General features: G+C 58.0%; 15 protein-coding genes. 9 read left to right on the top strand and 6 right to left on the bottom strand.

What is annotated here, in order from left to right; all coding sequences use genetic code 11:
* The first annotated feature begins 43 nt into the window (after positions 1–43).
* Complete coding sequence (rsmF, locus tag J1C59_RS08250) at positions 44–1471, top strand: 16S rRNA (cytosine(1407)-C(5))-methyltransferase RsmF (protein WP_208721872.1); 1428 nt, start codon at positions 44–46, stop codon at positions 1469–1471.
* 209 nt (positions 1472–1680) lie between these two features.
* On the opposite strand, the gene J1C59_RS08245 is transcribed toward rsmF, so the two are convergent.
* The 3 genes from J1C59_RS08245 to J1C59_RS08235 form a co-directional block, all read right to left on the bottom strand.
* Entirely contained in the window at positions 1681–1893 is a 213-nt protein-coding gene (locus tag J1C59_RS08245) for a DUF1272 domain-containing protein (RefSeq protein ID WP_128083885.1), read from the bottom strand.
* A 121-nt stretch (positions 1894–2014) separates the two neighbouring features.
* Complete coding sequence (locus tag J1C59_RS08240; RefSeq protein ID WP_242281376.1) at positions 2015–3448, bottom strand: MFS transporter; 1434 nt, start codon at positions 3446–3448, stop codon at positions 2015–2017.
* Between the two features lie 134 nt (positions 3449–3582).
* Positions 3583–5613, bottom strand: a complete 2031-nt coding sequence (locus J1C59_RS08235; protein WP_111138843.1) for a choline transporter — start codon at positions 5611–5613, stop codon at positions 3583–3585.
* 255 nt (positions 5614–5868) lie between these two features.
* Here J1C59_RS08235 and betI point away from each other — a divergent pair, with 255 nt between their 5' ends.
* From betI to J1C59_RS08195, 8 genes are all read left to right on the top strand, one after another.
* Complete coding sequence (betI, locus tag J1C59_RS08230) at positions 5869–6462, top strand: transcriptional regulator BetI (RefSeq protein WP_128083884.1); 594 nt, start codon at positions 5869–5871, stop codon at positions 6460–6462.
* A 14-nt stretch (positions 6463–6476) separates the two neighbouring features.
* A complete protein-coding gene (betB, locus tag J1C59_RS08225; protein ID WP_128083883.1) occupies positions 6477–7949 on the top strand; it encodes a betaine-aldehyde dehydrogenase in 1473 nt (490 codons plus the stop codon).
* A gap of 23 nt (positions 7950–7972) precedes the next feature.
* The gene (gene betA, locus J1C59_RS08220; protein WP_128083882.1) at positions 7973–9655 is read left to right on the top strand and encodes a choline dehydrogenase; all 1683 of its coding nucleotides are present in this window, start codon (positions 7973–7975) and stop codon (positions 9653–9655) included.
* A gap of 417 nt (positions 9656–10072) precedes the next feature.
* Positions 10073–10423 (top strand): multidrug/spermidine efflux SMR transporter subunit MdtJ, encoded by a 351-nt coding sequence (gene mdtJ, locus J1C59_RS08215; protein WP_128083881.1) that lies wholly within the window; start codon positions 10073–10075, stop codon positions 10421–10423.
* Positions 10410–10739, top strand: a complete 330-nt coding sequence (gene mdtI, locus J1C59_RS08210; protein WP_128083880.1) for a multidrug/spermidine efflux SMR transporter subunit MdtI — start codon at positions 10410–10412, stop codon at positions 10737–10739. Before mdtJ ends, mdtI begins: the two co-directional genes overlap by 14 nt.
* Positions 10740–10937: 198 nt before the next feature.
* Positions 10938–12080, top strand: a complete 1143-nt coding sequence (locus J1C59_RS08205) for an acyltransferase family protein (protein ID WP_128083879.1) — start codon at positions 10938–10940, stop codon at positions 12078–12080.
* A gap of 141 nt (positions 12081–12221) precedes the next feature.
* The gene (locus J1C59_RS08200; RefSeq protein ID WP_128083878.1) at positions 12222–12482 is read left to right on the top strand and encodes a hypothetical protein; all 261 of its coding nucleotides are present in this window, start codon (positions 12222–12224) and stop codon (positions 12480–12482) included.
* A gap of 95 nt (positions 12483–12577) precedes the next feature.
* On the top strand, positions 12578–12766 hold the full coding sequence (locus tag J1C59_RS08195; RefSeq protein WP_242281375.1) for a hypothetical protein: 189 nt from the start codon (positions 12578–12580) through the stop codon (positions 12764–12766).
* A gap of 221 nt (positions 12767–12987) precedes the next feature.
* Here the strand turns inward: J1C59_RS08195 and J1C59_RS08190 are convergent, their stop codons facing one another.
* From J1C59_RS08190 to J1C59_RS08180, 3 genes are all read right to left on the bottom strand, one after another.
* Complete coding sequence (locus J1C59_RS08190) at positions 12988–13125, bottom strand: hypothetical protein (RefSeq protein ID WP_167498278.1); 138 nt, start codon at positions 13123–13125, stop codon at positions 12988–12990.
* A gap of 213 nt (positions 13126–13338) precedes the next feature.
* On the bottom strand, positions 13339–14361 hold the full coding sequence (gene adhP / locus J1C59_RS08185) for an alcohol dehydrogenase AdhP (RefSeq protein WP_128083877.1): 1023 nt from the start codon (positions 14359–14361) through the stop codon (positions 13339–13341).
* A gap of 295 nt (positions 14362–14656) precedes the next feature.
* Positions 14657–14893, bottom strand: coding sequence for a hypothetical protein (locus J1C59_RS08180; protein WP_140917266.1), 237 nt, complete (start codon positions 14891–14893; stop codon positions 14657–14659).
* Positions 14894–14939 lie beyond the last annotated feature (46 nt).

Below are 14939 nucleotides of genomic sequence, written 5' to 3'. Positions count from 1 at the left end.
TCGCGTGATACACTGCCGCCTTTGCCTTAACTGGAATGTGCCCGTGTCAGATGCTTCTTCGCGTTTCCCCGCCGATTTTCTCTCATTAATGCGTCAGAGCCTGCCCGATGAGGCGAGCTTCGGGCAGTTTATTGCCATCAGCCAGCAACCGCTGCGCCGCAGCCTGCGCGTCAACACCCTGAAGATCAGCGTGCCTGATTTCCTGGCGCTGACGGCTGACTACGGCTGGCAGCTGACGCCGGTGCCGTGGTGTGAAGAGGGATTCTGGATCAGCCGGGACGATGAGAGCCTGCCGCTGGGCAGCGTGGCTGAGCATCTCAGCGGCCTGTTCTACATTCAGGAAGCCAGCTCCATGCTGCCGGTAACCGCGCTGTTCGATGCGCAGCCCGAGGTCAGCGCCGTAATGGATATGGCCGCCGCACCGGGTTCGAAAACCACCCAGATTGCTGCGCGGATGAATAATCAGGGGGTGATCCTGGCGAATGAGTTCTCCTCCAGCCGGGTGAAAGTCCTGCACGCCAACATCAGCCGCTGCGGCGTCAGCAACAGTGCGCTGACCCACTTTGACGCGCGGGTGTTTGGCCCGGCGCTGCCGGAACAGTTTGACGCCATCCTGCTGGATGCGCCCTGTTCCGGCGAAGGGGTGATCCGCAAAGATGCCGATGCGCTGAAAAACTGGACGCTGGCCAGCACGGAAGCGATCGCCGCGACGCAGCGCGACCTGCTCGACAGCGCGTTCCATGCCCTTAAACCGGGTGGCACACTGGTCTACTCCACCTGCACCCTGAATCAGATAGAAAATCAGCAAGTGATCGCCTGGCTGCTGCAGCGCTATCCGGGCGCGGCTGAAGTTCTGCCTCTTGATGGCCTGTTTGCGGGCGCGGAGCAGGCCGCGACGCCGGAAGGCTATCTGCATGTCTTTCCGCAGATTTTCGACAGCGAAGGCTTCTTCGTCGCCCGCCTGCGTAAAACGGCGTCGGTCGCGCCGCTGCCCGCGCCGGGCTACAAGGTCGGCAAACTGCCCTTTTCCCATATCAGCCGCAAACAGGAAAGTGAGATTATCGCCGCCGCCGCCGCGGTCTCCCTGAAATGGGATGCGTCGCTGACGCTGTGGCAGCGTGATAAGGAGATCTGGCTGTTCCCGCACGCCGTCACGCCGATGCTGGGTAAGGTCCGCTTCTCACGCATCGGCCTGAAGCTGGCAGAGACCTTTGCCAAAGGCTATCGCTGGCAGCATGAGGCGGTGGTGGCACTGGCGCAGCCTGACCCCGCCCGGCGCTTTGAACTTACGGCGGCAGAGGCGGAAGAGTGGTATCGCGGCCGGGATATCTATCCGGAGCGGTCCCCCGACTGCAATGAGATGATTGTGACCTATCAGCAGCAGCCGCTGGGGCTGGCGAAGAAAGTGGGCAACCGGATCAAGAACAGCTATCCACGGGAGCTGGTGCGCGACGGACGCCTGTTCCGCTAGTCGCACAACAGAACCGGCTGGCCTGCCGGACGTGGACAAGGCAGGCGCAGATTTCCGGTGACGGGCAGGCGCGGCGGGCCGGGCGGTCGTTCCCTGCCCGCCACACCGGCCCGTAAAACGTGACGGTGTCACGCAATAGTGTATCGTTGCGCCTCTGGCACCCTGCTGACGGGTGAGTGCGCCCGACGCAGCAGACTGTCTCGCCTTCCTCAGCTCCGCGCTTTCGCCGGGAATGAGGCCAGCTTCTCCGCCGGACGCACCGGGCGACGCACCAGTTCGCCGCCACAGTTGGGGCAACGGTGCGCCAGCTGTTCAGCACAGGTCTCGCAGAAGGTGCATTCAAACGAGCAGATATGGGCCGCCAGCGAGGATGGCGGCAGATCGCCGTCGCAGCGTTCACAGTTGGGACGAAGTTCCAGCATACTCTCTCCTGTAAATGTATTACCCGCTTTGCGGTGAGCGATGCGGAAGGTCAGCCCTCCGGCATCGCAACCGATAACCTGTGGCAATCCTGCTGCCGTTCAGAGTGCGATCCGGCCGCGGCTAATGGGGCCGCTTCTCCTCATGCGCCTCCGCAGAGCGAGCCGTTCCATCGTCCACCCGGTCAGCCATCAGGTCATTGTCAGCCAGGTCATCATCGATAAAACCCGTTCTGGCTGAGTCATCGTCCGCGAACGCCTCATCCGCAGCAGCGTCTCCGCTTTCGGCTTCCGGATCCTGGCCGCCCATCGACGCCTGGATCACCTCCTCTTCCAGCGTCGGGATCAGGGCGGCGCCCAGCGGCGAGGTCGCCAGACTGTCCGGCATCACCACGTGAGGCAACGGCACTTCGGTTGTGGGCAGCGGACGTGGCGCTCGGGTGTAGCTCAGCCCGCCAATCACCAGCGCGCAGAGGGCAAAGAAGAGATAGAGCATATTGCTGCCCAGCGGCTGCATCAGCGCGCCGACCAGCAGCGGCCCGATACTGGCCCCGATGCCAAACGCCATCAGCAGGCAGGCGGTTAACGACACGCGCCGTTCGGCGGCCACCTGGTCGTTGGCCAGCGCCACCTGTAACGGATAGAGCGCAAACTGCATCATGCTAGCGGCAAAGGCAATGCCGATCATCCAGTGGAAGGTCAGATGCGGCAGCACCACCAGCGGCACGCAGGCCACCGCAAACAGCACCGCGATCAGGAAGAGCAGCCGCTGACGGTCGAAGCGATCAGAGAGCCAGCTCAGCGGAAACTGCGACACCAGCCCGGCAAAAATCGTCAGGCTCATGAAATAACCGGTCTGGCTGGTGGTAAAACCTTTGCTGCTGGCATAGACCGGCGCCAGGCCGTAGAAGGCGCCGATCGCCATGCCGGTGACCAGCGTGGTGCTCAGCAGCCGGGGAATGGTGCGCAGAAAATAGCCCAGCTCCATCGGCGCTGGCGTCATCGGTCTGACGTGGGTGCGGGTTGTGAGTGCGATGGGCACCAGACAGAGAGCGAAACAGAGCGCGACAATCAGCAGCGTACTGACCCCGAAACCGGTCTGCAGACTCAGCACCACCTGGCCGCCACTCAGGCCGAGATAGGTGGCGACCATGTATAAGCCAAAAATCATGCCGCGCTGGGAGGATTCCGCCTGGTCGTTGAGCCAGCTCTCCAGCACCATGTACTGACACATCATACAGAGGCCGATAATCAGGCGCAGAAAGACCCACAGCAGCACCACGTCCGTCAGCCCGTGACCGATCACTGAGGCCGTGATGATCCCGGCGCAGGCAACATAGGCGCGGATATGGCCCACGCGGGCGATCAGGTTATGGCCGACCTTGCCGCCGATCACCAGCCCGATATAGTTCGCCGCAATGATGGCACCAATCATCGCGCCGTTAACCTGCTCGCTGGCCAGCCGAAGCGACACATAGGTGGTCAGCAGACCGGAACCGAGCAGCATCAGCAGCGTGGTGGTGTACAGCGGCAGAAACGTACTGAAAATTTTTCCCATGGGACTCCCTGTCTGCAACGTCTGGCATCGAATCAGTCACGCCTGACTATAGCCGATTCCGGCAGCCGCCGGAGTCAGCCGCGGCGTTGCGGCCAAAAAAAAAGCCCGCCAGCGCTAAGCTGACGGGCCTGGGGTCAGGCGCTCGGGAAACTGATGTTGCTGCCCGGCGCTTCACGGTTGAGATGGATGAAGTTCAGGTGTCGTTCGTACTGATCGAGAATATCGATGATCACCTGCTCTTTGCTGTAGTCCATCAGGTCGTTGCCCTGACTGCCCTCCAGCAGGAAGGTTTCCAGCCGGTAGTAGGTCGACTTACCGCTGCGGGCGCGATAGGTAAAGCCCGGAATGGAGTACTGCTGCGGCCAGACCTGATAGATAAAGTCCTGCTCCTCGCCCAGATGGACACGCAGATCCAGATAGCCGATCGGGTTAGCTTCATCCGGCGCAACACTCTCCAGCGACACCCGGCCATCACGCAGTTCCAGCTCTTTCGCCACCTCCTGCATCGCCGGGAAGATGGTCTTCTCCATCATCTGCTGGGTGTAGCGCGAGCCAGGGTAGTTCATCAGGCGCGACAGACGTTTCTTCCAGGTCAGACGGTCGGTGGCATGGGCCAGATAAGGCGCGGTGTCACGCGTGGCGCTGGCCCGGCGGTGGTCTTCAATCTTCAGCGATTTAAACAGACCCGCCATCACGAAGAAGATCACAAAGCTGAACGGCAGCCCCATGATAACCGTGGTGTTCTGCAGGGCCGTAATCCCGTTGGTCATCAGCATGCTCAGCGTCAGTACGCCGATCGCCACCGACCAGAAGATACGCAGCCAGTTAGGCGCATCGCTGTTGATGTCTTTAAGCCGCGAGGTGAAGTTACCCAGCACCAGCGAGCCGGAGTCGGCCGAGGTAACGTAGAAAAGCATCCCGGTAATGGTGGCAATTGAGGCGCTGAGTTTAAATGCCGGGTACTGCGCCAGCAGACTGTAGAAGCCGCGTTCCGCATGCGCCATCACTTCCTGCGCAAAGCCCGCGTTACCGTGGATGATCTGATAGAGCGCCGCGTTACCAAACACCGACAGCCACAGCAGCGTAAAGGTGAACGGAATGATCAGCGTGCCCAGCACAAACTCACGGATGGTACGGCCACGGGAGATACGCGCCAGGAACAGGCCGACGAACGGCGACCAGGCAACCCACCAGGCCCAGAAAAAGAGCGTCCAGCTGTTCATCCACTGCGTTGGCCGGTCGAAGGCAAAGGTGTTCAGCGTCATGCCCATGAAGCGGTTGATGTAATCGCCCACGTTCAGCACCAGCGCATTCAGCAGGAACTCGGTGTTGCCGAAGAAGAGTACAAACAGGATCAGGCCCAGCGCCATGATGACGTTCAGCTCGGAGAGGAAGCGGATCCCCTTATCCACGCCCGACGTTACCGAGATGGTGGCGATCACCACGGAAAGCACGATCAGCGCCGTCTGCGCCGTCAGGCCTTCCGGCACATCGAACAGCACTTTCAGGCCGTAGTTAAGCTGCACGACCCCGATTCCCAGGGTGGTGGCGATACCAAAGATGGTGCCGATGACCGCCGCGATATCCACCGTGTGGCCGATCGGTCCATAGATGCGTTTACCGAAGATGGGATAGAGCGCCGAACGAATGGTCAGCGGCAGATTATAGCGGTAGCTGAAATAGCCCAGCGCGATGCCCATCAGGGCATACATCGACCAGCCGGTCAGCCCGTAGTGGAACAGCGTCCAGACCATCGACTGGCGGGCGGCCTCCAGGGTCTGCCCTGCGCCCTCCGGCGGCTGCATGTACTGCGTCACCGGTTCGGCGACCGAGAAGAACATCAGGTCGATGCCGATCCCGGCGGCGAACAGCATCGCCGACCAGCTGAGCACGCTGAATTCGGGTTTGGAGTGCTCTGGTCCGAGCTTGATGGAGCCAAAGCGTGAGCAGGCCATGTAGAGCACGAAGACGATGTAGAGGGTGGCAGCCAGCATGTAATACCAGCCGAAGGTGGCGGAAACCCAGTTGACCGCCTTAAGGATCCAGCTCGCGGCCACTTCACTGTAGAGAATCGTCACGAGTGAAAACGTCAGAATCAATCCGGCAGAGGTATAAAATACAACGGGATTGAGTCTGTCTTTTTCACCGGCAGGTGGATTATTCATCGATTACCTCTGGTTAATGTCCTGAAAATACGCAATGGATACGTTGTGCCGCCCCCGGTTTACGGGCCGTGCGGCTATGTTTCTATCTGTGACTTCCTGTTAAAGCTTGCAGCAAACAAGTCTATTTTAGCACTCAATGCCGTTTCGCTTACGCTACATTTAAAGAACAGCATCCTAACAAGTTTTCTTTTTATATTGAACGTGCAATCAAAAAAAGTTTTAATAGGGGCTCGGTTTGAGGGTGGAGCGGGAGCTATGCCAAAGGTAGGGATGCAGCCGATACGGCGTCGGCAACTGATTGATGCGACCCTGAGCACGATTAATGAAGTCGGGATTAATGATGCCACGATTGCCCAGATCGCCCGTCGGGCGGGCGTCTCAACCGGCATCATCAGTCACTATTTCAAAGACAAGAACGGATTGCTGGAAGCCACGATGCGTGATGTCACGCGTCAGCTGCGGTTAGCGGTACTGGCGCGGCTGCAGCCGCTGGCCAACGCCTCTGCAGAACAGCGGCTGTGTGCCATCGTCGACGGTAACTTTGACGAAACGCAGGTGCACACCGCCGTGATGAAAGCCTGGCTCGACTTCTGGTCGAGCAGCATGCATCAGCCCCAGCTTAACCGCCTTGAGCGGGTCAGCAGCCGGCGGCTCTACTCCACGCTGGTGGTCGAGTTCCGACGTGAACTGCCGCTGGAAACGGCACGCCTGGCCGCACATGGTCTGGCCGCCCTGATCGACGGTCTGTGGCTGCGCGCCGCGCTGAGTGGTAAGCCCTTCAGCCCGGTTATCGCCCGCACACTGACCACGCAATTCATCCGTCAGCAACTGGCTGGCGAGCACGAATAACGGAAGGAGAAAACATGTCCCGATTTACCGAGCAGAAACTCTACATCGATGGCGCTTATGTTGCCGCAGCGTCTGGCGAAACGTTCCAGACGATCAATCCGGTCAACGGCGACGTACTGGCAGAGGTTCATGCCGCCGGCCAGGAAGATGTCGATCGCGCCGTTGCTGCCGCCAGAAAAGGCCAGAAAGTCTGGGCCGCGATGACCGCCATGGAGCGTTCGCGCATTCTGCGTCGCGCCGTGGATATTCTGCGTGCGCGTAACGATGAGCTGGCCGAGCTGGAGATGCTCGACACCGGTAAGCCCTTCAGCGAAACCGCCAGCGTGGATATCGTGACCGGCGCAGACGTGCTGGAGTATTACGCGGGGCTGGTTCCGGCGCTGGAAGGTCAGCAGATCCCCCTGCGTGATACCGCCTTTGTGTATACCCGTCGCGAGCCGCTGGGCGTGGTCGCCGGGATTGGTGCCTGGAACTACCCGATTCAGATCGCTCTGTGGAAATCTGCGCCAGCGCTGGCCGCCGGTAACGCAATGATCTTCAAACCCAGCGAAGTCACGCCGCTCACTGCCCTGAAACTGGCGGAAATCTACACCGAGGCGGGCCTGCCGGCTGGCGTCTTTAACGTCCTGCCGGGCATCGGTTCGGTCACGGGCCAGTTACTGACAGAGCATCCTGGCATCGACAAAGTGTCATTCACCGGCGGCGTCGTCAGCGGTAAAAAAGTCATGGCCAATGCGGCCGGCTCAACGCTGAAAGAGGTCACGATGGAGCTGGGCGGCAAATCACCGCTGATCATTTTTGATGATGCCGACCTCGATCTGGCTGCCGACATCGCGATGATGGCGAATTTCTACAGCTCCGGCCAGGTCTGCACCAACGGCACCCGTGTCTTTATTCCGGCCAGACTGCAGGCCGCATTTGAGGCGAAGATCAGCGAACGCGTGGCCCGCATTCAGGCTGGCGATCTGCGCGATCCGGCGACCAACTTCGGCCCGCTGGTCAGCTTCAGCCATCGTGACAACGTGATGCGTTACATCGAATCCGGCATCGCCGAAGGCGCGCGCGTCCTGTGCGGCGGCAAACGTCTGACCGGTGGTGAGTTCGACCAGGGTGCGTGGGTTGCGCCGACCGTCTTCACCGACTGCCGCGATGAGATGAAGATTGTGCGTGAAGAGATCTTCGGACCGGTGATGTCGATCCTGAGCTACGAAAGCGAAGAGGAAGTGATCCGCCGCGCCAACGATACCGAATTCGGTCTGGCCGCGGGGCTGGTGACTCAGGATCTCAACCGGGCGCACCGCGTCATTCATCAGATTGAAGCGGGTATCTGCTGGATCAATACCTGGGGCGAATCCGCGGCAGAGATGCCGGTGGGCGGCTACAAGCACTCCGGTATCGGCCGCGAGAATGGCCTGATGACGCTGCAGAGCTACACCCAGGTCAAGTCAGTTCAGGTTGAGCTGACCCGTTTTCAGTCAGTCTTTTAATCCCTTAACCTGAGGAACGACGAATGGAATATGATTACATCATTATTGGAGCCGGATCCGCAGGAAATGTGCTGGCAACCCGCCTGACCGAAGAGAGCAACGTGAGTGTCCTGTTGCTGGAAGCGGGCGGCCCGGACTACCGTTTTGATTTTCGCACCCAGATGCCTGCGGCCCTGGCCTTCCCGCTTCAGGGAAAACGCTATAACTGGGCCTATGAAACCGAGCCAGAGCCCTACATGAATAACCGCCGCATGGAGTGTGGCCGCGGTAAAGGCCTGGGCGGTTCATCGCTGATTAACGGCATGTGTTACATCCGTGGTAACGCAATGGATCTCGATGGCTGGGCCGAGGCGCCCGGTCTGGAGAACTGGAGCTATCTGGACTGCCTGCCCTACTACCGTAAAGCGGAAACCCGTGATATCGGTCCGAACGACTTCCACGGTGGCGATGGCCCGGTGTGCGTCGCAACCCCGAAAGCGGGTAATAACGTCCTGTTTGAAGCGATGATTGAGGCGGGCGTGCAGGCGGGTTATCCGCGCACGGACGACCTGAACGGCTATCAGCAGGAAGGTTTCGGTCCGATGGACCGCACCGTCACCCCGAACGGTCGCCGCTCCAGTACTGCGCGTGGCTATCTCGATATGGCGAAAGGCCGTGCGAACCTGAAGATCGTGACGCACGCCACCACCGACCGTATTGTCTTTGACGGCAAGCGCGCGGTAGGCGTCGAGTATCTGCAGGGTGACAGCAACACCATCAACAAAGTGACCGCGCGCCGCGAAGTCCTGCTCTGCGCCGGGGCGATCGCCTCCCCGCAGATCCTGCAGCGCTCTGGCGTAGGGTCACCGGAACTGCTGAAGCAGTTTGATATCCCGCTGGTCCATGATCTGCCGGGCGTGGGTGAGAACCTGCAGGACCATCTGGAGATGTATCTGCAGTATGAGTGTAAAGAGCCGGTTTCCCTCTACCCTGCACTGAAGTGGTGGAATCAGCCGAAAATCGGCGCGGAGTGGATGTTCAACGGCACCGGCATCGGTGCCAGCAACCAGTTCGAGGCGGGTGGATTTATCCGCAGCCGCGAAGAGTTCAGCTGGCCGAACATTCAGTATCACTTCCTGCCGGTGGCGATTAACTACAACGGCTCGAACGCCGTTGATGCGCACGGTTTCCAGTGTCACGTCGGTTCAATGCGCTCGCCAAGCCGCGGCCATGTCCGCCTGAAGTCACGCGATCCGCGTCGTCATCCGGCGATTCTGTTCAACTACATGTCGCATGAGCAGGACTGGCATGAGTTCCGTGATGCGATCCGCATTACCCGCCAGATCATTAACCAGCCCGCGCTGGATAAGTATCGTGGCCGTGAAATCAGTCCGGGACTGGATTGCCAGACCGATGAGCAGCTGGACGAGTTCGTGCGTAATCACGGCGAAACCGCCTATCACCCGTGCGGTACCTGTAAGATGGGTAACGACCCGATGGCCGTGGTCGATGGCGAAGGCCGGGTGCATGGCCTGCAGGGCTTGCGCGTGGTGGATGCCTCGATCATGCCGCTGATCATCACCGGTAACCTCAACGCCACAACCATCATGATTGGTGAAAAGATTGCCGATATGATCCGCGGACGTGAGCCGCTGCCGCGCAGCACGGCGTCCTACCATGTCGCAGGGGATACGCCGGTCCGCACCGCCCCCCAGCGCGCCGAATAAAGCGTGACAGCGTCACTTAATCACTGCCGGGCACCCTCTGCCCGGCATTTTTTCACCTTAAGCAGATCTTTCATCATCTCCCTCGTTCATAGCGCATCAGACCCTGATCGACGTCAAATAAAGCTTTTTATAACGTTGATTTTACTATCCACAGGATGCTATAAATCTGCCACCTGTTTAACCGGAGGCCCTCTTCGTCCACTGATGAGAAGCAACAACGTGGATGCGTCGTGAATGTTATGCGCGAAATCGTCAACTCACCGATCCTGATCTCCCCTGCCCGCCTTTCTGGCTGGAACACTGCCGAACAGCACTGGTGTAACGCCCTTTAGTTTCTCTCTGCTACGACAAATTTCTGCGCCTGTCTGCACCCTGCGTGGTGTTGCGGGTTGTGTTTATCGTTGCCGGAGAGCTTATATGCGCGCCTGGATTTTACTGTCACTCGCTATTGTCACCGAAATAATGGGCACCCTGTTGATGAAATGGTCCAGCCTTAGCGGCAGCCATATGGGGTACCTGATGATGCTGGGCCTGATCGCCTGTTCCTATATTCTGCTGAGTTTTGCTATTAAACGTATCGCCCTGGGGGTCGCCTATGCCCTGTGGGAAGGGGCTGGCATCCTGCTGATTACCCTCTTCAGTGTGCTGCTGTTTGATGAGTCGCTGTCTCTGCTGAAAGTCTGCGGACTGATGACCCTGATTGGCGGCATCATCCTGATCAAAACCGGCACCTGTTCATTAGCGGAGGTGAAGCATGAACCTCGCTGATTTTATCCATGTGGCGTGGCTGGCGCTGGCGATTGTGCTGGAGATCGCCGCAAACATATTCCTTAAATATTCTGATGGTTTTAAGAAACCGCTGTATGGCCTGCTGTCGCTCAGCTGTGTCCTGCTGGCCTTCAGTGCGCTCGCTCAGGCGGTAAAAGGCATCGATCTCTCGATCGCCTACGCTGTCTGGGGCGCTTTCGGAATTATCGCTACGGTTGGGGCGGGCTGGATACTGTTTAATCAGCGGCTGAGCCCAAAAGGCTGGGCGGGTCTGAGCCTGCTACTGGCCGGAATGGTCCTGCTGAAGCTGGCCTGACCGCGCTTACAGACATTTATTCTGCTTAAGGATGTGCCTCTGCACATCCTTATCTTTCTGTGCTTTTTTTGTCCCGTTTCGGTTGATTTCGCTGCCAGAGCATGGTCGGAATTTTCTCACTTTTGTAAAGGGCCGTTTACATAACTCCCGCCTTGAGGCTTAGTGAGCGCCAGAAACGGAATGACACGAGGAAGAATTATGTCTGCCACACGCGGCTGGTCTACCGAGCTGGAGGGATTACGCGGCCTTGCCTCTCTCTGGGTGCTGGTTGGCCACATCAGCTTACTGATCCATTGCCACATCACGCTTATTTCATCGCCTGGCATCGGGGTGGATCTGTTTATTCTGCTGTCCGGGTATCTGATGGCGAAAAACTACGTGGAGCGCCAGCATAAAGAGCCGTGGCAGCGAGCAGAGACCATTAAAACGTTCTGGATCCGCCGCTTCTTCCGTATCGCCCCGCTTTACTATCTGCTGTTAATCATCGCCCTGATCTACGGCCCATGGTTTGGTGAGATGCGCGACACCATCGCCCATTTTTATTCCGGCACCGCAACTGCGTCCTCACGTTACAGTGACCAGTCGCTGGCGAACATCCTGACCCACTTCAGTTTCCTGTTTGGCCTGCTGCCGGAATATGGCTTCAACACCGTGCTGCCAGACTGGAGCATCGGGCTGGAGATGCAGTTCTATCTGCTCTTCCCGTTTATTATGCTGGTCACGCTGCGCCTGGGTTATGCCGCCTCGCTGATTGGCATCATGGCGCTCTGCTGCGCCGGACGCTATCTGCTCGCGGATTACTATGAGGCGTTCGAGATGCCCTCCATGATCCTGATAAAACTCCACATGTTCCTGGCCGGGATGCTGCTGGCGGAAGCCGTGCGCCGTAAATCACTGCTCTACGTCGCCTTTGCGCTGCTCGGTCCGGTCGCCAGCGTGGCAATGGGGATGGGTGTAATCAAACTGCAGGTGATTATGGAAGCGCTGATGATTGTGGGGATGGCAGCGATCCTGTGGCAATACCCGCAGGGGAGCCTGATGGCAACGCTGATCGCCCTGCCGCGTAAGCTGCTGAACAACCGTCTCAGCACCTGGCTGGGCGACGTGTCGTTCTCGGTCTATCTGCTGCACCTGCTGATTGTGATCCCGCTGATTGCGCAGCTGCTCAACCATACGGACATTGAATTCCGGAGCGACATGGCGCGCTTCCTGATCGTCTGCGTTTGCGCGATTCCGCTGACCTATGCGCTGGCCTCACTGCTCTATAAGTATGTCGAGAAGCCGGGTATTCGGATGGGCAAGCGCCTGCTGAAGCCGAAACTGGCTGAGCAGGCGCAGTGAGTAAGCTGGCTCTTCTTAACCAAGCCCCAGACGGGGCTTTTTTTACGGCCCCTGTTTATCAATTCCTCTGCACAGAAACCCGCATGCCCGCTGGGGTGAACTACACTTTCCCGGTTAGCAATCTGACCCAGAGGAGAGAACATGAGCATTCAGCATCTGCTGTTGTCGAGTGACGGTGGCGCGGTGATCGTTGACGCAGAACAACTTGAAAGTGAACTGGTGATCCCGCCCCACCTGCAGACCCTGGGTGGCGGAGAGGCCGACAGTCACACCGGTCATCGCGTGGCGGTCACGAAGCACTACAACAAAGGACGATACTATGCCGTTGCCCTCGATCGTCATGCGGCCAGCAATGAAATCGATGATGTGATCGATCTGCTGCATCCTGCCCCGCTGGACTAGCTTTTGTCAGACAGACATTGTGCCGTTTCTGCTGCCATCCGGCGGAAAGCCGGAAAATGCCGGAATGCGGCTTCACGCTTCAGAAGAGGATAACGATGATGGAAAAGAAAAAATGGTTTGTCTCCTACGTGATTAAGCCTGAAGGCGAAAACCATGTCACTACGCATGCCTTTATCGAAGGCGATAACGTTGAAGAGGCGCTGGAGGCCTTTATGTTTGAGACTAAAAAGAGTCTGTCTCTGGATACTGAAGAGCTGACGCTCCTTTCGGTCAGTCTGGTGTAGATGCTCCGGAACCTCGCGATGGCGGGGTTTTTAGTTTTCAGCGGCAGGAAATAAACGCTTACAGGGCGCGTATGCGATATCACGCCTGTCGCCGGATCTGGCAGACAGCCCCTGGTCCGGACGTCTCATTGATGTGCTGTTTTGCTTCAAAAGCCTCGCCGTCAGCGGGCAAAAGGGTTTTTATATTTATGTTTTGTTGGTTTCCCTGGTGCTGCACTCAGTTACTTAGTGGGATAAGGCCAGGCGTGATCCATGCCCGTTGATGACATCAGACCCGTCACCGCCAGATATGCCAGTATCAGGACAAACAGTACAATCGCTGCAATTTCAAGGGATTTGAAGAAATGATGCTTAGCCATAAATAACCCTCCTTAAGATGTGTGTAATCAGACTGCCACCTTTAAACTAGAATGTTACCGGTAAAGTGCAAGCGAAAATCACATCATGAAACATAAAGCCGGGCTTATTAATGCTTCTGCGTAATGATCTTCAGTGCGTCAGGGATGGCGCACCTTAACGATCAGGCACAAAAAAGCCCGCAATCTGCGGGCATCTGCTTTTAACCAGGAGATTCAGTCCGTCGTCTGACCGCTGAAATCGATTACCATCCTGCCGCGAATTTTTCCCTGAATCATCTCATCGAAGATAGCATTGACCTCGCCAATTTTCCTTTTTGTCACTTTCGGCACCACCTTGCCTTCTGCGGCAAACTGGAAGGCTTCTGCCAGATCGTTACGCGTGCCGACCAGGGAGCCCACCACCTGAATCCCGTCGAGGACCAGACGCGGGATATTCAGGCTCATCGCTTCCGGTGGCAGCCCGACGGCGACGACCCGTCCGCCGGCCCTGACGGCATCCACCGCCGAGTTAAAGGCCGCTTTTGCTACGGCCGTGACCACAGCCGCATGCGCTCCACCCGTCTTCTCCTGAATAATGCGTGCCGCGTCTTCGCTGGCCGAGTTAACCACCAGATCAGCACCCATCTCTTTCGCCAGAGCCAGCTGCCCGTCACTGACGTCAACCGCAATAACCTTCGCGTTAAAGACGTTTTTTGCATACTGCAGTGCGAGATTGCCCAGTCCGCCCAGGCCATAGATAGCCAGCCACTGACCCGGTTTTACCTCCGAGACCTTCACCGCTTTATAAGTAGTGACCCCGGCACAGGTCACGCTGCTGGCAGCGTAGGGATCAAGACCTTCTGGCACTTTGACCGAGTAGTCGGCCACCACGATGCACTCTTCCGCCATGCCGCCATCCACCGTGTAACCGGCATTAACGACTTCCCGGCAGAGCGTTTCATTTCCGGAGTTGCAATATTCACAGTGCCCGCAGCCTTTAAAGAACCACGCCACGCTGGCGCGGTCGCCCGGCTTCAGCGAGGTGACGTCGGGTGCAACCTCTTCCACGATCCCGATCCCTTCATGACCCAGGGTGACGCCGGTCTTATCACCGAAATCACCGTTCTTCACGTGTAAATCGGTGTGGCATACGCCGCAGCATTCCATCCTGAGCCGGGCTTCACCGGTTTTGAGAGGGCGCAGCGTCTTCTCAACCACTTCAACCTGATGTTCACTGGTAGCAATTGCTGCTTTCATAAACGTTCCTCCATTTGATTGGGCATTCAGAATAAGCCAAACGGAGATGATGACAAGATGACGGATAAGCTTCAGATGCGAGACTGGCGACGTTGTTTTTACTTTTGCGAGCGGGGTCGGCTTTCAGGGGGGAATTAATAAGATGACACTTTACGAAGACGAAACAGGATAAAGCGGGAAACAACTATCTGCCTGGGAAGAATACTGTTAACAGTAAAAATCGTGTGGCTTGATATAAACAGTGAAAAAAGGGGCAATAAAATGCCCCTGTCGCCGGATGAGAATGGATGGCAGATTAAGGCTGCCAGCGATGGATGCCACCATCTGAAGGTGGTCCCATATGCTGAGCGGCACTGCCCGGTGCCGGCGGTGGTCCCATATGCTGAGAAGCGCTGTCCGGTGCAGGCGGTGGCCCCATGTGCTGTGAAGCATCATTGACAGGGGACGCCGGGCCATACTCATTCCAGCTCTGCGCAGAATGATGGTGATGATGCCAGCCAGACGCCGGACCATAGTGACCCGGTTCGGCCATAACGCAACCTGACATTGAGACACTACCCAATGCGACAATCAGACAC

The sequence above is a fragment of the Pantoea deleyi genome, from assembly GCF_022647325.1.
Taxonomy (GTDB): Bacteria; Pseudomonadota; Gammaproteobacteria; order Enterobacterales; family Enterobacteriaceae; genus Pantoea; species Pantoea deleyi.
Note: the sequence above shows the minus strand (reverse complement) of the source record. Positions and strands in the feature narration are given on the sequence as shown.